This window comes from Aquitalea sp. S1-19 (assembly GCF_024343515.1).
Genome location: NZ_RJTZ01000028.1, coordinates 14,961 through 34,103, shown reverse-complemented (window position 1 = coordinate 34,103; position 19,143 = coordinate 14,961). Strand labels below are relative to the sequence as shown.

General features: G+C 58.0%; 19 protein-coding genes and 1 tRNA gene. 14 read left to right on the top strand and 6 right to left on the bottom strand.

Annotated elements, in window-relative coordinates; genetic code table 11:
- The 3 genes from EGI20_RS06415 to EGI20_RS06405 all read right to left on the bottom strand — a co-directional run.
- Positions 1 to 574, bottom strand: a 574-nt coding sequence (locus EGI20_RS06415) for a polysaccharide biosynthesis/export family protein (RefSeq protein WP_498630615.1), incomplete at its 3' end; no start/stop codon positions are given.
- Between the two features lie 85 nt (positions 575 to 659).
- The gene (locus EGI20_RS06410) at positions 660 to 3,485 is read right to left on the bottom strand and encodes a YjbH domain-containing protein (RefSeq protein ID WP_498630613.1); all 2,826 of its coding nucleotides are present in this window, start codon (positions 3,483 to 3,485) and stop codon (positions 660 to 662) included.
- A 78-nt stretch (positions 3,486 to 3,563) separates the two neighbouring features.
- Positions 3,564 to 3,842, bottom strand: a complete 279-nt coding sequence (locus EGI20_RS06405) for a hypothetical protein (protein WP_124735215.1) — start codon at positions 3,840 to 3,842, stop codon at positions 3,564 to 3,566.
- Positions 3,843 to 4,299: 457 nt separating this feature from the next.
- Here EGI20_RS06405 and groES point away from each other — a divergent pair, with 457 nt between their 5' ends.
- From groES to EGI20_RS06365, 8 genes are all read left to right on the top strand, one after another.
- Positions 4,300 to 4,587, top strand: coding sequence for a co-chaperone GroES (groES, locus tag EGI20_RS06400; protein ID WP_124735214.1), 288 nt, complete (start codon positions 4,300 to 4,302; stop codon positions 4,585 to 4,587).
- Positions 4,588 to 4,647: 60 nt separating this feature from the next.
- Positions 4,648 to 6,291, top strand: coding sequence for a chaperonin GroEL (gene groL, locus EGI20_RS06395; protein WP_124735213.1), 1,644 nt, complete (start codon positions 4,648 to 4,650; stop codon positions 6,289 to 6,291).
- A gap of 185 nt (positions 6,292 to 6,476) precedes the next feature.
- Positions 6,477 to 7,223 carry a Nif3-like dinuclear metal center hexameric protein gene (locus EGI20_RS06390; protein ID WP_498630611.1) on the top strand — a complete coding sequence of 249 codons (747 nt, stop codon included), beginning with the start codon at positions 6,477 to 6,479 and terminating at the stop codon, positions 7,221 to 7,223.
- Positions 7,224 to 7,340: 117 nt separating this feature from the next.
- Complete coding sequence (petA, locus tag EGI20_RS06385) at positions 7,341 to 7,925, top strand: ubiquinol-cytochrome c reductase iron-sulfur subunit (RefSeq protein WP_498630610.1); 585 nt, start codon at positions 7,341 to 7,343, stop codon at positions 7,923 to 7,925.
- A 17-nt stretch (positions 7,926 to 7,942) separates the two neighbouring features.
- Complete coding sequence (locus tag EGI20_RS06380) at positions 7,943 to 9,262, top strand: cytochrome b (RefSeq protein WP_498630608.1); 1,320 nt, start codon at positions 7,943 to 7,945, stop codon at positions 9,260 to 9,262.
- Positions 9,263 to 9,276: 14 nt separating this feature from the next.
- Positions 9,277 to 10,035 (top strand): cytochrome c1, encoded by a 759-nt coding sequence (locus tag EGI20_RS06375; protein ID WP_498630606.1) that lies wholly within the window; start codon positions 9,277 to 9,279, stop codon positions 10,033 to 10,035.
- A 153-nt stretch (positions 10,036 to 10,188) separates the two neighbouring features.
- On the top strand, positions 10,189 to 10,791 hold the full coding sequence (locus EGI20_RS06370) for a glutathione S-transferase N-terminal domain-containing protein (protein WP_124735208.1): 603 nt from the start codon (positions 10,189 to 10,191) through the stop codon (positions 10,789 to 10,791).
- Between the two features lie 10 nt (positions 10,792 to 10,801).
- Complete coding sequence (locus EGI20_RS06365; protein ID WP_160797339.1) at positions 10,802 to 11,233, top strand: ClpXP protease specificity-enhancing factor; 432 nt, start codon at positions 10,802 to 10,804, stop codon at positions 11,231 to 11,233.
- A gap of 133 nt (positions 11,234 to 11,366) precedes the next feature.
- On the opposite strand, the gene EGI20_RS06360 is transcribed toward EGI20_RS06365, so the two are convergent.
- Together EGI20_RS06360 and glnK are read right to left on the bottom strand one after the other, a co-directional pair.
- Positions 11,367 to 12,668, bottom strand: coding sequence for an ammonium transporter (locus EGI20_RS06360; RefSeq protein ID WP_498630604.1), 1,302 nt, complete (start codon positions 12,666 to 12,668; stop codon positions 11,367 to 11,369).
- 31 nt (positions 12,669 to 12,699) lie between these two features.
- Positions 12,700 to 13,038 carry a P-II family nitrogen regulator gene (gene glnK / locus EGI20_RS06355; RefSeq protein ID WP_124735205.1) on the bottom strand — a complete coding sequence of 113 codons (339 nt, stop codon included), beginning with the start codon at positions 13,036 to 13,038 and terminating at the stop codon, positions 12,700 to 12,702.
- 279 nt (positions 13,039 to 13,317) lie between these two features.
- On the opposite strand from glnK, the gene EGI20_RS06350 reads away from it, so the two are divergent.
- From EGI20_RS06350 to EGI20_RS06325, 6 genes are all read left to right on the top strand, one after another.
- A complete protein-coding gene (locus tag EGI20_RS06350) occupies positions 13,318 to 13,599 on the top strand; it encodes an accessory factor UbiK family protein (protein WP_124735204.1) in 282 nt (93 codons plus the stop codon).
- A 4-nt stretch (positions 13,600 to 13,603) separates the two neighbouring features.
- Positions 13,604 to 15,109: a YifB family Mg chelatase-like AAA ATPase gene (locus EGI20_RS06345; protein WP_498630601.1), complete on the top strand. Its 1,506-nt coding sequence runs from the start codon at positions 13,604 to 13,606 to the stop codon at positions 15,107 to 15,109.
- A gap of 36 nt (positions 15,110 to 15,145) precedes the next feature.
- Complete coding sequence (locus EGI20_RS06340) at positions 15,146 to 15,838, top strand: SPOR domain-containing protein (protein WP_498630600.1); 693 nt, start codon at positions 15,146 to 15,148, stop codon at positions 15,836 to 15,838.
- A gap of 31 nt (positions 15,839 to 15,869) precedes the next feature.
- Positions 15,870 to 16,478 carry a thiol:disulfide interchange protein DsbA/DsbL gene (locus EGI20_RS06335; protein WP_160797333.1) on the top strand — a complete coding sequence of 203 codons (609 nt, stop codon included), beginning with the start codon at positions 15,870 to 15,872 and terminating at the stop codon, positions 16,476 to 16,478.
- An 84-nt stretch (positions 16,479 to 16,562) separates the two neighbouring features.
- Complete coding sequence (locus EGI20_RS06330; protein WP_124735200.1) at positions 16,563 to 17,393, top strand: undecaprenyl-diphosphate phosphatase; 831 nt, start codon at positions 16,563 to 16,565, stop codon at positions 17,391 to 17,393.
- Positions 17,394 to 17,473: 80 nt separating this feature from the next.
- Positions 17,474 to 17,550, top strand: a tRNA-Met gene (locus EGI20_RS06325).
- Between the two features lie 116 nt (positions 17,551 to 17,666).
- Here EGI20_RS06325 and purB read toward each other — a convergent pair.
- Positions 17,667 to 19,037, bottom strand: coding sequence for an adenylosuccinate lyase (gene purB / locus EGI20_RS06320; RefSeq protein WP_498630597.1), 1,371 nt, complete (start codon positions 19,035 to 19,037; stop codon positions 17,667 to 17,669).
- Positions 19,038 to 19,143: the final 106 nt, after the last annotated feature.

The following is a 19,143-nucleotide window of genomic DNA, read 5'->3' as shown; positions in this document are numbered from 1 at the left end:
CGCCCGGCTTGAAGGCTTCGCCGGTCACGGTGATCTGCATCATGCGCAGGGCACCCATGGAGACGAATACGTCTACGCCCAGCATCTGCGACTTGATGCGACTGATCAGGTCGACGGCGACTTGCTGGTAGCTATTGCCGGCTACATAAATCGGGCCTAGGCCGGGGAAGTCGATATTGCCCTGACGGCCGACGCGCAAGGTATGCAGTGCATTTTCCTTGCCGTAGAGCTGGATTTTCAGCTCGTCACCGGGGCCGATCAGATAGTCGTCTGGCACCGGTAAATCGGAAAGCGGGGTATTGCTGGTCGGCATGCCGGCAAACAGGCTGTAACCGAAAGGTTCGCCTGCCTTGCTGGCGGTAGCAGCTGTTGTGCGCGGCTGTATGGTGGGGGCTAGTGCTGGTGCGGCTTCGGAAGGCGAGGTCGCAGATTGTGCAGCACTGGCGGAAGCCGCCTGAATTTGTGCCTCGCTGGCACCGTACTGGCGGGCCAGTGCGATTTGCTCCGGCGTTAGCGCATGGGCGGATGCCATGGATAGCGTGACAGCCAGAATGGCGAGTCGCTTTTTTTGCATCTAAAAAACCCTTTTAAAGCGAGCGACCTACTAGGCCGCGAATCAAAGATGAAAATCGTATTGTTTTATGCTTGAAAGCCTGGTGTTAATAGCTGACGTCAACTTTGACGCCAGCGTAACCGGGGCCGAAGTCGAAAATAGGCTGGTAACGGCCGCGCTCGCGCTGTGCGCTCCACAGCCATTTCCCTGTCGCATACCCGAGCAGGCCGCCGGCCGCAACATCCGATACCCAGTGCTTGCCCTTGGCCGTACGTCCGAGCGAGGCAATGCCGGCAACACCATATAGCCAGGGTGCACGGTATTCGGCGGCAAATGGTGTGATGGCGCCAAATGTTACTGCAGTATGGTTGGACGGAAAGCTGCTGTCGCTACGTGACTGGCCTGCATCTTGCCGGCTCCAGTGGCCTTGACCCTCATCCGGTCGTGCACGGTTAAAGGCTTGCTTGAGCAGCATGCTGCTACCTGCCGCGACTGCAGCCGACTGGAGGGCAATAAAGCCGGTGTTCTGCAGCTTGCTGTCGCCAAGTGCCAGCGCCATGCCTGCACCGCCTACCGCCAGCAAGGGTGCGGCCTTGCCCAGTTTGTCCCATGTCTTGATGCTGCGGTTGTCTTCATGGCCGGCCAGCTTGTCCCGCCATTTTTCGTCGGCCAGCGAAGCTAGTCCGATGGTGACGCCGGACCAGAATACGGTATTGCCCAATTCGGACAGGCGTGGGAAGGCGCTGCCCGAATCGTCCAGTCGCAGCTTCACGTTCGGCAATGGCGTGATGCGTTCTATCGGCCGGGCAACGGCAGGGTGGCCTAGTTCGTCGACTCGCTCGGAAAAATTGCCCAGCCCGTCGGCGCTATGTAGGGTCAGTTCGCCGGATTCGACCATGGGGTAGAGGTCGCCCGGGCTGGTCACCATCTGGCCGACATCGCGTGTCCAGGGCGAGATGGCGAAGTTGGCGCGCGAACGGTTGTCTTGCGGCAGCAGCGCATCCAGTGGCATGCGGAAGAAGATACCCTTGTCGAAATAGGGCGAACTGGGCGTGCCTGGGCTGGTGATGTCTTCGCCATCGGTGCGGGTATACCAGGCGCCCACTTCAAAGCCGGAGCGGAAGCGGCGCTTGATCTCGAAGCGCGCCCCCAGGTCTTTGGCCAGAAAACGCCCGGCGCGCAAGGTGGCGGTCGTTTCGTAGGGCAGGCGGTAATGCAGCGAGCCGATGGCGGTGACCGTGTCGTAGTCGCGCATCCCCATCCCGCCCTGATAGTCGCGCTGGCGCAAGGCATCGATCGCGAGATCGGCAGCCCAGCGTCTGTCAAATGGGGCGTACAGCAACTGGCCACCCGTGCCGGCAAACATTTCCTCGTACAGGCCGCCCGAGATGCGGCCGTACCATTCTCCTGCCGGCTTGAAATACTGGTTAACGACTGCCTTTTGCAGCTTGATGCGCCCGCCCTTTTTGTACTCGGCAATATCGCTGCGTACATGGGGCAGTGTGCTATTGGAAGCCTGCGTCACATCGCTGACGTCTTCCAGCAAGGTGGCGGACAGAGTGCTATTGAAATACAGGCCTTGGTGCAGGCGACGGTCGAAGTTGGCGGCGGCTGAAAGGTCATACTTGAGCGCACCGCTGGGGTCGTTGAAGTAAAAGCCCAGACGGGGGGCGATCTTGAAGCGGTTAAGCAGGCTGTCCTGCTTGCGCAGTTGCACCATGTCGCCATCTTCCGACATCAGCACCGCCAGTCCGTTATCATCGGCCAGGCCGGCCTGCAAAGAGCCTCCATCATCTGTGTGCTCGATTTTGTCCTGGGGGGTGCCCGGGCGTACCAGAACAAAGTCGCGAAAGCGCTGGCGGTCTATGCGTCCGGCCAGATAGTCATTTAATGCGCCGATGTCGAAAAATTCGTAATGGCCAACCGGCAGATCGAGTTCGGTGTAGGTGACCTTGATGCGGCGGGTTTGCTGCGGCATGTAATACAGCGCGGTGCGTACTGCCCGGCCGACGGCACGGCCCATGTCCGAAATGCGGCTATTGGACAAATTCATGTGCAGCGTGCCATTGCGGTAGGACAGGCTGACCAGGGTGTAATCCTGTTGGTGCAGTACGCGTTGCAGAGCCTGAGCATAAGCCGGGTCGCTGTGCCACTGTGTAGCGCTGGGGCGTTGCGGCAAAGTTTTGGGCGCGAAAATGGGCGGCTCGTAAATATGGGGGACAAATTCACGCTCGTTCAGCGGAATATTGACCATGGCGTTGATCGCGGCGTGGCTGCCCTGATGTGCCGCCTGTAGCGACAACCAGCCCCAGCGATATTCGATGCCGGCCTTGAAACCCTTGCTGCGCTCGCTGGCAAAGGTTTCACTGGCGCGGTGGTCATCCTGATAGTCTCGGGCATCATACTCGGCGACCAGTGCCCAGTTGGCGTAGTCGCGCGGGGTCCAGCGCAGTCCGGCGAAAGCGCCGTCAATACGGCCATCACCGTAGCCGATACTGGTTTCCAGTATGTCGAAGCGCTTGCTCAGGGCGAGGTAGTTGCTGCGAAACAGGCCGGTGCCGAACAGGTCGGTACGTCCGAGTGCAATGGCTGGGCTGAATTCGCCTTCGGGCCAGAGTTGCAGTTTGGCATCGAACACCTTGTCCTTGTAGTCGCCATAGGTGTTATGCCCGGCATGACCTTCTTCAAAACCGCTGATGCCGGCGATACTGACGTAACGCCCGGTCATCTGCAGTGCCGGGAATAGCGTCACCGAGGTCCATAGCGTGCTGTAAGGCTTGTCCTGGCTGTAGCCTATGCTCCATGTGCCATCCTGCCCTGTATAGGCGCTGGGCATATTGATATAGCCATCTTGCCCACCCATATTGGGCGCAGCCATGGCCAGACTGGAAAACAGGAGGGTGGCGCTGCTAAAAACGTAATTTTTGGACACGGAGCACTTCGAATTTCGGGCATGCAAAAGGCTGGGTCGCATTTATTGCGCCCAGCCTGACTTAAATGCTGCGACGGTTTAGTGGTGGCTGGTCGACGAGTTGTTGTCGGATGCCGCAACGGCAACGGCAGCAACAGTAGCGCCAACAGCAACCAGAGCGGTGGTGCTCAGGCCGGCAACTGCTGCGGTGCTGGCAACAGCCGTAGTTGCGGCTGTGGTAGTAGCTGCGGCAGCCGTTGTACCTGCTGCGGTCGTGCCCGCAGTTGTTCCAGCTGCCGCAGCAGGTGCAGCTGGTGCCGCCAGGGCGGAAACGGAGAACAGGCTAGCCACCAGGGCCAAGGTCAGGGTCTTTTTCATATGAGTATACCTATCAAAAAATGGGGGAGCTGCGTGGCAGCCGTTGCAGAATAATTCATTTAGAATTTTTTTGCTCAAGACGCTAAACGGAAAGTCCTGAATTGCAATTCAGCTTTGGCTGTCAAGCGAGTAGCTGCAAGGCAGACCAGTGTATACATCCGTCTATGCATTAAGTTATATATTATTCTAAATCATTGGGCTGATTAGAGGTATCCGTATTTATACTGAGAAACATTTTTTAGGGCATGGCACTACGCAATATCAATGATTTGAGAGTACGTCTTGCTCTTTGCCGGCAATCTGATCTTGCTAAATCTTATCCTGCCCCCTTGAAAACCTTCCACCCCGTCCTTACCATTAGCACTCGTAGGCGCCGAGTGCTAATGCCGGTGTCTCTAGGTACTGCTTTACATGGTTTCAAACCCACTTCCGCCACTGCAAATTTCAGGAGTGAACAATGGCAATCCGCCCTCTGCATGATCGTGTTGTTATCAAGCGTCTCGAAGCCGAAGAAAAAACGGCATCCGGTATTGTTCTGGCCAGTTCCGCTGTTGAAAAACCGGACATGGGCGAAGTGCTCGCCGTCGGTAACGGCAAGATTCTGGACAACGGCGAGCGTCGTGGTCTGGAGCTGAAAGTTGGCGACAAGGTATTGTTCGGCAAGTATGCCGGACAGACCGTGAAGCTGGATGGCGAAGAAGTCATCGTGATGCGCGAAGAAGACGTGATGGGTATTGTCGAGTAAGACGCTTCGCGCCCCGACCCCGTTACGTAAACCTGTATTCAAGAATTCTGGAGATTGAGAATGGCTGCTAAAGACGTACGCTTCGGCGACTCCGCCCGCGCAAAAATGGTTGTTGGTGTCAATGTGCTGGCCGACGCCGTTAAAGTCACGCTGGGCCCTAAAGGCCGCAATGTAGTACTGGATCGCTCCTTCGGCGCTCCGACCATCACCAAGGACGGTGTATCGGTAGCCAAGGAAATCGAACTGAAAGACAAGTTCGAAAACATGGGCGCGCAGATGGTGAAAGAAGTCGCTTCCAAGACTTCCGATGTAGCCGGTGACGGCACCACCACCGCGACCGTACTGGCACAGGCGATTGTCAAGGAAGGCATGAAGTTTGTGACCGCCGGCATGAACCCTATGGACCTGAAACGCGGCATCGACAAGGCGGTGATTGCTCTGGTGAATGAAATCGCCAACATCTCCAAGCCTTGCGCTACCACCAAGGAAATCGCCCAGGTTGGTTCGATCTCCGCCAACTCCGACAGCGACATCGGCGAAATCATCGCCAATGCGATGGAAAAAGTAGGCAAGGAAGGCGTGATCACCGTTGAAGACGGCAAGAGCCTGAACAACGAGCTGGACGTGGTTGAAGGCATGCAGTTTGACCGCGGCTACCTGTCCCCGTACTTCATCAACACCCCGGAAAAGCAGGCTGCGATTCTGGAAATGCCGTACGTGCTGCTGTTCGACAAAAAAATCTCCAACATCCGCGATCTGCTGCCGGTGCTGGAGCAGGTGGCCAAGTCGGGCCGTCCGCTGTTGATCATCGCTGAAGACGTAGAAGGCGAAGCACTGGCTACGCTGGTGGTGAACACCATTCGCGGCATCCTGAAAGTGGTTGCAGTGAAGGCACCAGGTTTTGGCGACCGTCGCAAGGCCATGCTGCAGGACATCGCCGTACTGACCGGCGGTACCGTGATTGCCGAAGAAATCGGCCTGACGCTGGAAAAAACCACACTGGAAATGCTGGGCCAGGCCAAGCGTATCGAAGTGGGCAAGGAAAACACCATCATCATCGACGGTGTGGGCGAAGCGGCCGTGATCCAGGCGCGTGTAGGCGAAGTGCGCAAGCAGATCGAAGAAGCCTCCTCCGACTACGATCGCGAGAAGCTGCAGGAACGCGTGGCCAAGCTGGCCGGCGGTGTGGCCGTGATCAAGGTTGGCGCTGCGACCGAAGTGGAAATGAAAGAGAAGAAGGCCCGTGTTGAAGACGCGCTGCACGCGACCCGTGCCGCCGTTGAAGAAGGCGTGGTGCCAGGTGGTGGCGTTGCGCTGCTGCGTGCCCGTTCTTCGCTGGATAATGTCGTTGCCAGCAACGCTGATCAGGAAGCCGGCGTGAAGATCGTTCTGAAGGCCATCGAAGCGCCGCTGCGCCAGATCGTCGAGAACGCAGGCGACGAGCCATCGGTTGTGGTAAGCAAGGTGCTGGAAGGCAAGGGTAACTTCGGTTACAACGCCGCTTCCGGTGAATACGGCGACATGATCGAAATGGGCGTGCTGGATCCAGCCAAGGTCACCCGTTCGGCACTGCAACACGCCGCATCTATCGCCGGCCTGATGCTGACGACCGATTGCATGGTAGCCGAGCTGCCGGAAGACAAGCCTGCTGCACCTGATATGGGTGGCATGGGCGGTATGGGCGGCATGGGCGGCATGATGTAATCAGCCGTTCGGGCCATCCAGCCTGAAAGATCAAAGCCCCCGTCGGGAAACCGGCGGGGGTATTTTTTTTAGATCCGGGACTCGGGATCAGGGAATCGGTGTGCTGGTTAAGCCCAGTTCTGGCAACCCACGGATCCCGGTTTCCTGCTCCCCGAGTACAATCTGTTTTTCCAGAGGAGACCTGTATGCAACTGACCGAACTGATACGCACGCTAGACGCCTGGCTTGAGCCGTGGCGCTTCAAGGACTATGCACCCAACGGCTTGCAGATTGAAGGCCGGGCCGAGGTGAGGCGCGTGGTGTGCGGGGTGACTGCGTCGCAGGCGCTGATCGATGCTGCCATTGAGCGCAAGGCGGATGCCATTTTGGTGCATCACGGTTATTTCTGGAAAAACGAGGATAGTCGTATTACCGGCATCAAGCGTGCGCGCATCGCCAGCTTGCTGGCGCACGATATCAGCCTGATTGCCTACCATCTGCCGCTGGATGCTCACTCCGAACTGGGCAATAACGCGCAACTTGGCGCGCGGCTGGGTTGTGTCGCTGATGGGCAGGGCGGTGAACAAAACCTGTTGTGGCATGGCCATCTGCCTGAGCCACAGAGCGCGGCTAATTTTGCAAAAATCATTTCTGCCGGGCTTGGGCGCGAGGCGGTGTTGCTGGGTGATGAGGGCGCGATGATCAAGCGGGTGGCGTGGTGTAGTGGCGGCGCGCAAGGCATGTTCGGTGACGCGATTGCGCTGGGCGTCGATGCCTTCGTGACCGGCGAGGTGTCCGAGCAAAACACCCATCAGGCAAGGGAGAGCGGGGTGGCGTTTATTGCGGCGGGTCATCATGCTTCCGAGCGCTATGGCATACAGGCGCTGGGTGCACATCTGTCTGCGATGACGGGGCTTGATGTGGAGTATGTCGAAATCAGCAATCCTATATGAATGAAATTTTTAAAAGCAGCGCACAATTTATTTGCATAATCACTTCAAGTCCCTGCAAGGAATAAGGTAAACTCTCGAGGTTAATAAGCTCGGTTTCCATTGTTTGAGGACGACGTAATGAGTGAGCAGCAAGTCGATACGGGGCGCCGTCGTTTCCTGACGGTCGCCACCAGCGCTGTTGGGGGCGTGGCCGCAGTAGGGGTCGCTACGCCATTTCTGATGAGTTTTTTTCCGTCTGAACGGGCAAAAGCGGCTGGCGCACCGGTAGAGGTCGATATCAGCAAATTAGAGCCTGGCCAGAAGATTAACGTCGAATGGCGCGGCAAGCCGGTTTGGGTGTTGTCGCGTACGCCGGAGCAGCTGAAAGCCCTGCCTGGGCTGAACGGACAGATGGCAGACCCGAATTCCGACACCAACCAGCAGCCGGCCTACTGCAAGAACGAGTTCCGCTCGATCAAGCCGGAAATTCTGGTTGCTGTCGGTATTTGTACCCATCTGGGTTGCTCGCCGACCTACCGCCCCGACCTCGCGCCAGCCGATCTGGGCCCGCAGTGGGTAGGTGGTTTCTATTGCCCGTGCCATGGCTCGAAGTTTGACCTGGCTGCCCGTGTGTACAAGGGGGTGCCGGCGCCAATCAATCTGGAAATTCCGCCGCACAAATACCTCACCGACACCCGGCTCTTGGTCGGCGACGACAAATAACAGGGGAAGACAAGAAAATGAGCAAAGGAAAAGCCCTCCTTAATTGGGTCGACGAGCGCTTCCCGCTGTCGTCGATGATGAAAGAGCACGTTACCGAATATTACGCGCCGAAGAACTTCAACTTCTGGTACTTCTTCGGTTCGCTGGCGATGCTGGTACTGGTGATCCAGATTGTCACCGGCATCTTCCTGACCATGAACTACAAGCCGGATGCGGCAACGGCATTCATGTCGGTTGAATATATTATGCGCGACGTGGGCGGTGGCTGGATCATCCGCTACATGCACTCGACCGGTGCCTCCATGTTCTTCGTGGTGGTCTATCTGCATATGTTCCGCGGCCTGATCTACGGCTCGTACAAGCAGCCGCGCGAGCTGGTATGGGTGTTCGGCACGCTGATCTTCCTGTGCCTGATGGCCGAAGCGTTCATGGGCTATCTGCTGCCATGGGGTCAGATGTCGTTCTGGGGTGCGCAGGTGATCGTCAACCTGTTCGGTTCCATCCCTGTGATCGGTCCTGATCTGTCGGTGTGGATTCGTGGTGACTATGTGGTGTCCGATGCCACGCTCAACCGTTTCTTTGCCTTGCATGTGATTGCCGTGCCGCTGATTCTGCTGGCGCTGGTGGTTGCCCACCTGATCGCCCTGCACGAAGTGGGTTCCAATAACCCTGACGGCGTGGAAATCAAGAAGAACAAGGATCCGAAGACCGGTATCCCGCTGGACGGCATCCCATTTCATCCTTACTACACCGTCAAGGATGTGTTGGGCGTGGTGGTGTTCCTGATCGTGTTCTCGGCCATTCTGTTCTTCGCCCCTGAAGGCGGTGGTTACTTCCTTGAGAAGCCTAACTTCGATCCGGCTGACCCGCTGAAGACGCCTGCACATATCGCGCCGGTATGGTACTTCACCCCGTTCTACGCCATTTTGCGTGCGATTCCGTCCTTCCTGGGTACCCAGGTTTGGGGGGTGCTGGGCATGGGCGCCGCCGTGGTGCTGATCGCCTTCCTGCCATGGCTGGATAAGAGCCCGGTCAAGTCGGTGCGTTATCGTGGTCCGAAGTTCAAGATCGCCCTGGTGCTGTTCGTGATCTCCTTTATCGGTCTGGGTATTCTGGGCGCCTTGCCGTCTACCGACGTACGTACCATCGTGGCGCAGGTCCTGTCCTTTGTGTACTTCGCGTTCTTCCTGGCAATGCCGTTCTACACCAAGAACGATGTGGGCAGCATTCCGGTGCCGGATCGTGTGACCGAATCGACGCCTGCACGTCAGGTGCGTTTCGTGCTGCTGTGGGCGCTGACGCTGGCAGGTTCGGTGTTGTTTGTGATGTACGTGTAAGGGGAGAGGCTGATATGAAAAAGACGATACGACAACTGATCGCCGCCGCCGTCCTCGCGTTGCCGGTTGCTACTGCTGTAGCGGCTGGTGGCGGTGTACCTCTGGACAAAGCACCGATCAATCTGAAAGACACCGAAAGCTTGCAGCGCGGTGCCCAGATGTTCACCAACTACTGCCTGTCCTGTCACTCGGCTAACGCCATGCGTTACAACCGTCTGCTGGACATCGGTCTGAGCGAAGAGCAAATCAAGGCCAACATCCTGCCGCCGGGTGCCAAGATCGGCGACACGATGAAAATCTCCATGACCAAGGCGGATGCCGCTGCATGGTTTGGTGCTGCGCCGCCGGATCTGTCGGTGATTGCCCGTTCGCGTGGTGCCGACTATCTGTACAGCTATATGCGCAGCTTCTACAAGGACCCTAGCCGCGAAACCGGCTGGAACAACCTGGTGTTCGACAAGGCCGCCATGCCGCATGTATTTGCCGACTGGCAGGGCGAGCAGGTGTTGAAGCACGAGAAGCACGAAGGGCATGATGTGCCCAAGCTGGAACTGGTGAAGGCTGGTACCCTGACCAAGCTGGAAAACGGCAAGGCCAATACCGCCGAGTACGATCACCGCATGGCCGATCTGACCAACTATCTGGTGTTTATGGGTGAGCCTACCCAGGTCAAGCGCCACCAGCTGGGCTATATCGTCTTGCTGTTCCTGATTGTGGTGATGCTGCCGCTGGCTTACTTGCTGAAGAAGGAATACTGGAAAGACGTGCACTAAGCGCTTTTCAGACTTTGAAAACGAAAAAGACGGGGGTGTTTCCCTCGTCTTTTTTCTTTTATATCAATGGTTTGTCTTATTTGATTCGCCATTTGTGGTTGACAGGTGATAGAATGTCTGGTTTCAGTTAGACCAAGACAAGGATCACGCGCCATGATGACTCTGTATTCCGGCACCACCTGCCCATTCAGCCAGCGCTGCCGCATCGTTCTGTTCGAAAAGGGCATGGATTTCGAAATCATCGACGTGGACCTGCACAACAAGCCGGAAGATCTGGCGGTGATGAACCCGTATAACGAAGTACCAGTACTGGTCGAGCGTGATCTGATTCTGCATGAATCCAATATTATTAACGAATACATCGACGAGCGTTTCCCGCATCCGCAACTGATGCCGGCTGATCCGGTCATGCGCGCCCGTGCCCGTCTGTTCCTGTTCAGCTTCGAGCAGGAACTGTTCCGCCATGTGAAAACGCTCGAAGCCGGCGCGACACCGAAAGAAGCGGCCAAGGCGCGTGAAGCGATACGCGAAGGCCTGAGCATGATTGCGCCTATCTTCAGCAAGCAAAAATTCGTGCTGGGTGAAGAGTTCTCCATGATTGACGTGGCCATTGCGCCGCTACTGTGGCGTCTGGAACATTACAATATCGATCTGGGCCGCAATGCTTCGCCGATCCTCAAGTACGCCGAGCGTATTTTCCAGCGCCAGTCCTTTATCGACTCGCTGACCCCATCCGAAAAAGCGATGCGCAAGTAAGGAAAGCCTGATGAGTACGAGCACCAAACCCTATATGGTTCGTGCCATTTACGAATGGTGCAATGACAACAGCTATACGCCGCATATTGTCGTATGGGTGGATGAGAAGACCAGCGTGCCGCTCGAGTTCGTCAAGAACAACGAAATCGTGCTCAATATCAGTGCATCGGCCTGTAAGGGGCTGAGGATAGACAACGACTGGATTTCGTTTACCGCCCGTTTCGGCGGCGTGGCGCGCGAGTTGTGGATTCCGGTTGGTAATGTGATATCGATCTTTGCCCGTGAGAGCGGGGAGGGGATGGGGTTTGAAGTCGAACCCGCTGGCGGTCTCCATGCCGTGCCTGATGAAGCGCAGACCGGCTTGCCGGATGCAGCAGCAGAGGGGCCGGATGACGAACCGCCACGCCCGACTGGCCGGCCAAACCTGCGTATCGTCAAGTAAGCCTTGTCTGCAAAAAGCCCCATGCTCGCCTATCAAGGCGGCCATGGGGCTTTTACATGGTGAGCGCGAAGCTCATGGCCAAAAAAAATGGGCGCCGAAGCGCCCCAAGTCCCTTACTCCAAGCAAATCTGTCTTATTCCACTCGTTCACCATGCAGGCGTACGTCCAGACCTTCGCGTTCCTCTTCTTCCGTCACACGCAAGCCCATCACCAGATCTATGCCTTTGAGCAGGATGAAAGACACGATCGCGCAGTAGACGATGGTGACGCCGGCACCTAATGCCTGAGTGGCGAGGCTGCCTTCTACACCACCGATTTCCTTGACTGCCAGTACACCAGTCAGCAGGGCGCCGACGATGCCACCGATGCCGTGTACGCCGAAGGCGTCAAGTGAGTCGTCGTATTTCAGCATGTGTTTGAGACCGGTGGCGCCCCAGTAGCAGACGAGGCCGGCGACAAAGCCGATAATCAGTGCGCCCTTGGCGTCGACAAAGCCGGCTGCCGGGGTGATGGCGACCAGACCTGCCACCGCGCCGGAGGCGATGCCCAGTACCGACGGCTTGCCCTTGAGCGCCCATTCGGCAAACATCCAGGCCAGTGCCGCGATGCCGGTGGCGATCTGGGTCGTCATCATCGCCATGGCAGCGCGTCCGTCAGCAGCGACAGCGGAGCCTGCGTTAAAGCCGAACCAGCCCACCCACAGCATGGAGGCACCGATCAGGGTCAGCACCAGATTGTGCGGTGCCATCGGTTCCTTGCCGTAGCCTACGCGCTTGCCTAGTACCAGGCAGCAGACCAGGCCGGCAATACCAGCATTGATATGCACCACGGTGCCGCCGGCAAAGTCGAGTACGCCATGGTCAAACATCCAGCCGCCCGGTGCCCATACCCAGTGTGCAACCGGCACGTAGACCAGCAGGGACCACAGAGTCATAAAGACCAGCATGGCCGAGAATTTCATGCGTTCGGCGAAGGCGCCGGTGATCAGTGCCGGCGTAATGATGGCGAAGGTCATCTGGAACATCATGAACAGCGCTTCCGGAATCGTGCCGGCCAGCGGGTGTACCGTTAGCTTGCCTTCGTCCTTGAGGAAGGTAATGCCGTCGAGCATGATGCGGTCAAAACCGCCGATCAGGCTGTTGCCCGGGGTGAAAGCCAGGCTATAGCCGATCACGACCCAGATGACGGTCATTAGCGCAGTGATGGCAAAGCTCTGCATCAGGGTGGACAGCACGTTCTTCTTGCGCACCATACCAGCGTAAAACAGCGCCAGGCCCGGAATGGTCATGAACAGTACCAGCGCGGTCGAGGTCAGCATCCACGCGGTGTCGCCGGCGCTGATCTTGCTGGCTTCAACCAGCTCTGGTGCGGCACCGGCGAAGGCCGGTACTGCGCTGGCAGCAAGCAGGGCTGCCAATGTGAAATGTTTTTTCATGTTTTGTTCTCCCCTTAAGCAAATGAAGGCTTCAGACCGCGTCGGAGCCGGTTTCTCCGGTACGGATGCGCACGACCTGTTCCAGATTCATGACAAAAATCTTGCCGTCGCCAATCTTGCCGGTACGGGCCGTGTTTTCGATGGCCTCGACGACCTGATCCAGGATGTCGTCTTCGATGGCAATCTCCAGCTTGACCTTGGGTAGAAAGTCGACCACATATTCGGCGCCACGATAGAGTTCGGTATGCCCCTTTTGCCGGCCAAACCCCTTGACCTCGGTGACGGTGATGCCCTGTACGCCGATCGTCGACAGGGCTTCGCGGACTTCATCCAGCTTGAAGGGCTTGATAATCGCGGTAATCAGTTTCATTTTCGTCTCCTGCAGTTCAGTAAGGTGTTTGGCGGGTACGACATGCATTCTCGGTTCTCTATGCAGAAAGCGTGCCAGCTTGCGGGGCAAGGCTTTATCTAGTTTGCAGGCGATGGCATGGCATCAGGTCGGTGCAATGTGGGGTTTCGAACGGTTGCTTGCACCTGTTTGGTGCGAGAGCGGTGCTGAAGTTATGTAGCATTCTTGCCAGTTGTCCGCGACAGGGCCGGTTTTGCTACACTCGGGAGCTGAGTCATGACGAAATCAAGGAGTGTTGCGATGTTGAGCCAAAAACTGTTCGATGAAATCAGCGCCAAAATTAACGAGACCATCGCCGCAAGCCCGGCCAAGGATATCGAGAAGAACATCAAGGCCATGATGGCGGCGACGTTCAGCAAAATGGATCTGGTGACGCGCGAAGAATTTGATGTGCAGCAGGAGGTGTTGGCGCGTACCCGCGAGCAACTGGTCGGGCTGGAGGCCCGCCTGTCGGCGCTTGAGTCCGCCAATGGCCCGGCAGCAGGTTCGGACGAGGAGCAGGCTAACCTCGGCCTGTCCTGAGCTGATGTCGTTTGCGGTCGCCATCAGCCGGGCGCTGAACGGGGTGGATGCGCCCGAGGTGGTGGTCGAGGCGCATCTGTCCAACGGCTTGCCGTCGTTTACGCTGGTCGGCCTGCCTGACACCGAGGTCAAAGAGAGCCGCGAGCGGGTGCGCGCGGCTTTGCTGATGGCGGGCTTTGATTTTCCGGCGCGGCGCATTACTGTCAATCTGGCACCGGCCGACCTGCCCAAGGAGTCCGGCCGTTTTGATTTGCCGATTGCGCTGGCGCTGCTGGGGGCTTCCGGCCAGATTCCTTTATCATCCCTGGCCGCTTACGAGTTTGCCGGCGAGCTGGCACTGACCGGCGCCTTGCGCCCGGTGCGTGGTGCCCTGCCTATGGCGCTGGGGGCGCGTGCGGCCGGGCGCAGTTTTATCCTGCCGCAACAAAATGCGGCCGAAGCGGCCCGTGTTGACGGCGTGCTGGTGTTGGGCGCGACTTCGCTGGGTGAAGTGTGTGCCCATCTGGCGGGGCAGGCGCAATTGCAGCCTGTTTCCGTTACACCTTGTCAGGTTTTGACCGGCTATCCCGATCTGGCCGATGTGAAGGGGCAGGCAGGGGCACGCCTTGCGCTGGAGGTGGCGGCGGCCGGCGGGCATAGCCTGCTGATGGTCGGCCCGCCGGGCACGGGCAAATCTATGCTGGCGCAGCGCCTGCCTGGTTTATTGCCTGCTTTGACGGAGAGCGAAGCGCTGGAAGTCGCGGCATTGCAATCTTTGTCCAGTCAGGGGTTTGTGGCGGCAAGCTGGGGCCTGCTTCCGTTTCGTGCTCCGCACCACTCGGCCTCTTCGGTGGCGATGGTGGGGGGCGGCTCAGACCCGCGCCCGGGCGAAATCAGCCTGGCCCATCGTGGCGTGCTGTTTCTGGATGAGTTGCCCGAATTTGACCGGCGCGTACTGGAAGCCTTGCGCGAACCGCTGGAGTCGGGCGAGATACGTATCTCGCGTGCGGCACGTCAGGTCACGTTCCCTGCCGCTTTTCAGCTCATTGCGGCAATGAATCCCTGCCCCTGTGGCTATCTTGGCCATCCACAGCGTGCTTGTCGTTGCACACCCGAGCAAATTGCCCGCTATCGGGGTAAAATCTCCGGTCCGCTGCTTGATCGTATCGATTTGCTGCTGGAAGTGCCGCCTTTAGCGCTTGCCGAGTTGCAAAGCGGTGTCCGGGAAGAGGGGAGCGGGCAGGTGAGCGCACGTGTGCTGTCGGCCCGGCAGCGGCAAATGGCGCGTCAGGGCAAGGTGAATGCCGCGCTGAGCGCCGCGGAAGTGGATAGTTTTTGCCTGCCGGACGCGGCGGCGCTTGCCGTGCTGACTACGGCGAGTAGCCGTATGGCGTTATCGGCGCGTGCTTACCACCGTATTTTGCGCGTGGCGCGTACGCTGGCCGATCGTGATGACGCTGTCGGTATCGGGCGCACTCATGTATTGCTGGCTTTGCAGATGCGTCGTGCGCTGGGCAATGGGGCGATTTGATTTCGTCTATGATTTTTTATCAAGTTTTGGATTTTAATGAGCAATCGCGATTATAAAAGCAGTGCCCGCGCCTCGCGCAGTGCTGCGCCCGGTCCTAAAAAAGGCGGGAGCTTGCTGACCGGACTTCTGATTGGTCTGATTGTCGGCGTAGGGGCAGTGGTAGGTACCATGATGTATCTCAATCGTGCACCCACGCCGTTTAGCAATATGGAAAAACAGATGGAGCGCCAGCAGGCGGCTAGCGAAGCTGCGCCTGATGTGACGGTGCTCGCTCCCGGCGCAGGTTTGCAGGAGGCGACGCCACCGGCGAGTGCGCCATCAGATAATCTTCCGCCTTTGTCTGTGCCTGCTCCGTCGTCGCCACCGGCTTCATTGCCGGAGACACCCAAGGCGGCTGTCAGCCAGGATGGCGAGCGTTTCGATTTTTACAAGATTTTGCCGGGCAAGATCGATGCCTTGCCGGGCAAGCAGGATGAAGCGCAAGGCACGGTGGCGCTGCCCAAGCGTTACAACCTGCAGGCTGGTGCTTTTGCCAACGAGGGCGAGGCGGACAATATGAAGGCCAAGCTGGCGCTGATGGGGGTCGAAGCCAGTATTCATACCGCAGACACTGAAAAAGGCATTTTACACCGTGTGCGTATCGGCCCTTTTGCCAGTCAGGCAGATGCCGAGCGTGTGCGCTCCCAGCTTAAAGCTGGTGGTGTGGACACCAATTTATTGAAACCCTGAACTAGAACGCGTGACTGATAAGGAAAACGTAATGAAAAAATGGCTGGTACTCGGTGCGATGGTATTGAGCGGTTTCACCCAGGCTGCGATTGTGGCGGGCAAGGATTACAACGTGCTGCCCAAGGCGCAGCCTACGGCACCGGGTAAAATCGGGGTGGTGGAGTTTTTCTCCTATAGCTGCATCCATTGCTACAACCTTGAGCCCGCCATGGCCAGCTGGAAAAAATCCCAGCCTGCCGATGTCGCGGTGAGCCGCGAGCAGGTGATGTGGGGCAAGAATATGGAAGGTTTCGTCAAGCTGCAGGCCACGATGAAGGCGACCGGCACCGAGGAGAAGCTGCACCGTCCGGCCTTCGAGGCCGTGATGAAGCAGCGCATCAATCTGGGGGACGAGGCTGTACTGGCCGGCTGGATTGCCAAACAGCCGGGTGTGGATGCCAAGCGCTTCATGGATACCTTCAAGTCTTTCGGTATGCAAGCCGCGGTCAATCGCGCCGCCAAGCTGACGCGTGACTATCAGGTCGAAGGCACGCCGCTGGTGGTCGTAGCCGGCAAGTATGCCGTCGCTCCGGCCGAGCCGCAGCGCATCGTGCAGGTGGTGGACGAACTGGTTGCCAAGGTGCGCGCCGAGAAGAAGTAAGCGCCGTTGTTTCTGTGCTCACATGTCCGGCCGCTGGCCGGACATGTGTTTTTATGCTCCGTACTCGATGAAAGTGAAGTGATTGTGGAATGGCTTATCCTGGCCAAGGCTTTATTGCTTGGTATCGTTGAAGGTCTGACGGAGTTCTTGCCGGTATCCAGTACCGGCCACCTGATTGTGGTCGGCGATCTGATCGGCTTTAACAACAATACCGGCAAGGTATTCGAGGTCGTGATCCAGTTAGGTGCCATTCTGGCTGTGGTGTGGGAATATCGTGCCCGATTTAGCCATGTCGCCTGTGGCATGCTGGCGCGCGAGCCGGCATCCATCAAGTTTGTTTCCAATCTGATCGTCGCCTTTTTGCCATCGGCGGTGATCGGTTTTCTGGCCGTCGGGGCGATCAAGTATTATCTGTTCAACCCGGTTTGCGTCGCGCTGGCACTGGTGGTCGGTGGCTTTATCATCCTGTGGGCCGAGCGTCGTCAGATTGATATCCCGCCGCGGGTGCATGATGTGGATGCAATGGACTGGAAAGATGCGCTCAAGGTCGGTGTGGCGCAGGTTTTCGCCATGGTGCCGGGCACGTCCCGCTCCGGTGCCACCATTATTGGCGGCATGCTGTTCGGGCTGGATCGCAAGGTGGCAACCGAGTTTTCCTTCTTTCTTGCCGTGCCTACGATGTTTGCCGCCACCATTTACGATGTGTTCAAGCATCGTGATCTGTTTACCGCCGCCGATATTCCGGTGTTTGCGGTCGGCATGGTGTCGTCGTTTATCAGCGCCTTTATCGTGGTGCGTTGGCTGATCCGCTTTGTTTCCGGTCATACGTTCAATGTATTTGCCTGGTACCGCATCGCCTTTGGCCTGATCATTCTGGCTTCCTGGTACTGGGGTTGGGTGGCTTGGACGGTGTAAGCAAGGGTCGGGCTGCCGGTGGGTAATTGTTAATTTAAATTGACAACCGGCAGCCCGATGAGTATTATGCATTTCTCAGTCGCGGGGTGGAGCAGTCTGGTAGCTCGTCGGGCTCATAACCCGAAGGTCGTAGGTTCGAATCCTGCCCCCGCAACCAAACAAAAACCCGATGCCCAGGCATCGGGTTTTTGCGTATCAGCCATAGCGATACCGCTTCTTATCCAAAAAAACGCCACCTGATCAGCAAGGTGGCGTTTTGCGTTGCGGTCCGTATCAGATACGGCGTGCCAGTTCTTCGGCTTTGCCAACATAGCTGGCCGGCGACATTTCCAGCAGACGGGTCTTTTCGTGCTCGGGAATGGCCAGCGTGTTGATAAAGGCAGCCAGTGTTGCCTTGGTCACGCCGCCCTTGCCGCGGGTCAGGTCTTTCAGCTGCTCGTATGGGTTCTCGATGGCATAACGGCGCATTACGGTCTGGATGGGCTCAGCCAGCAGCTCCCAGGTTGCGTCCAGATCGGCGGCGAGCATGGCCGGATTGACTTCCAGCTTGTTCAGGCCCTTGAGGCAGGACTTGAAGCCCAAGAGGGAGTAGCCCATGCCGACGCCCATATTGCGCAGCACGGTGGAGTCGGTCAGGTCGCGCTGCCAGCGGCTGAGCGGCAGCTTGTCGGCCAGATGGCCCATGACGGCGTTGGCGAGGCCGAGATTGCCTTCCGAGTTTTCAAAATCGATCGGGTTGACCTTGTGCGGCATGGTCGAGCTGCCCACTTCGCCGGCCTTGACCTTCTGCTTGAAGTAGCCCAGCGAGATATAGCCCCAGACGTCGCGGTTCAAGTCGATCAGGATGGTGTTCACGCGCGACAGGTTCTGGTACAGCTCGGCCATATAGTCGTGCGGCTCGATCTGGATGGTGTACGGGTTGAAGGTAATGCCCAGGCCCGATACAAAGCGGCCGCACAGGCTTTCCCAGTCCACATCGGGGTAGGCGGCCAGATGGGCGTTGTAGTTGCCGACTGCACCGTTGATCTTGCCGAGAATTTCCTGCTTGACCAGTTGTTCATGCTGGCGCTTGAGGCGGTACACCACATTGGCCAGCTCCTTGCCCAGAGTGGACGGTGTGGCTGGCTGGCCATGGGTGCGGCTCATCATCGGGACTGCGGCCAGTTCGTGTGCCAGTGCGCTCAGGCGGGCGATGACTTCGTTCAGCGCCGGCAGAATCACGGTATTGCGTGCGGTTTTCAGCATCAGCGCATGGCTGAGGTTGTTGATGTCTTCGCTGGTGCAGGCAAAGTGGATGAATTCGCTGGCCGCCATCACTTCCGGGTTGCCGGACAGACGTTCTTTCAGCCAGTACTCGATGGCTTTGACATCGTGGTTGGTGCGCGACTCGATGGCTTTGACTTCTTCGGCGTGCGCCACGCTGAAGTGGGCGATGACATCATCGATCTCGTGCAAGGTGGCGGCGGAGAACGGCTTCACTTCGCTGATGCCCGGCTCTGCGGCCAGCATCTTCAGCCATTCCAGCTCCACCTTGATGCGGAACTTCATCAGGCCGTATTCGGAGAACAGGTTGCGCAAAGCCTCGACTTGACCTGCGTAGCGGCCATCAAGCGGGGACAGGGCGGTGAGTGCATTCAAAGTCATAACGCGTATTTCCAGGCTGGTGCCGGCTGCGGTGCCGGCGTTTCATGGTCAATCAGTGCCAGCGGCGTAAGCCGGCGGCAAAATGCTTGGGGTGTCGCGGTGCGGG

What these genes read in the sequence shown, in the direction of transcription:
- EGI20_RS06340 (WP_498630600.1), top strand. Translation starts at nt 15,146, where the DNA reads ATGAGCAATCGCGATTATAAAAGCAGTGCCCGCGCCTCGCGCAGTGCT.
- EGI20_RS06365 (WP_160797339.1), top strand. Translation starts at nt 10,802, where the DNA reads ATGAGTACGAGCACCAAACCCTATATGGTTCGTGCCATTTACGAATGG.
- EGI20_RS06375 (WP_498630606.1), top strand. Translation starts at nt 9,277, where the DNA reads ATGAAAAAGACGATACGACAACTGATCGCCGCCGCCGTCCTCGCGTTG.
- groES (WP_124735214.1), top strand. Translation starts at nt 4,300, where the DNA reads ATGGCAATCCGCCCTCTGCATGATCGTGTTGTTATCAAGCGTCTCGAA.
- groL (WP_124735213.1), top strand. Translation starts at nt 4,648, where the DNA reads ATGGCTGCTAAAGACGTACGCTTCGGCGACTCCGCCCGCGCAAAAATG.
- EGI20_RS06335 (WP_160797333.1), top strand. Translation starts at nt 15,870, where the DNA reads ATGAAAAAATGGCTGGTACTCGGTGCGATGGTATTGAGCGGTTTCACC.
- petA (WP_498630610.1), top strand. Translation starts at nt 7,341, where the DNA reads ATGAGTGAGCAGCAAGTCGATACGGGGCGCCGTCGTTTCCTGACGGTC.
- purB (WP_498630597.1), bottom strand. Translation starts at nt 19,037, where the DNA reads ATGACTTTGAATGCACTCACCGCCCTGTCCCCGCTTGATGGCCGCTAC.
- EGI20_RS06405 (WP_124735215.1), bottom strand. Translation starts at nt 3,842, where the DNA reads ATGAAAAAGACCCTGACCTTGGCCCTGGTGGCTAGCCTGTTCTCCGTT.
- EGI20_RS06345 (WP_498630601.1), top strand. Translation starts at nt 13,604, where the DNA reads ATGTCGTTTGCGGTCGCCATCAGCCGGGCGCTGAACGGGGTGGATGCG.
- EGI20_RS06350 (WP_124735204.1), top strand. Translation starts at nt 13,318, where the DNA reads ATGTTGAGCCAAAAACTGTTCGATGAAATCAGCGCCAAAATTAACGAG.
- EGI20_RS06370 (WP_124735208.1), top strand. Translation starts at nt 10,189, where the DNA reads ATGATGACTCTGTATTCCGGCACCACCTGCCCATTCAGCCAGCGCTGC.
- EGI20_RS06380 (WP_498630608.1), top strand. Translation starts at nt 7,943, where the DNA reads ATGAGCAAAGGAAAAGCCCTCCTTAATTGGGTCGACGAGCGCTTCCCG.
- EGI20_RS06390 (WP_498630611.1), top strand. Translation starts at nt 6,477, where the DNA reads ATGCAACTGACCGAACTGATACGCACGCTAGACGCCTGGCTTGAGCCG.
- EGI20_RS06360 (WP_498630604.1), bottom strand. Translation starts at nt 12,668, where the DNA reads ATGAAAAAACATTTCACATTGGCAGCCCTGCTTGCTGCCAGCGCAGTA.
- glnK (WP_124735205.1), bottom strand. Translation starts at nt 13,038, where the DNA reads ATGAAACTGATTACCGCGATTATCAAGCCCTTCAAGCTGGATGAAGTC.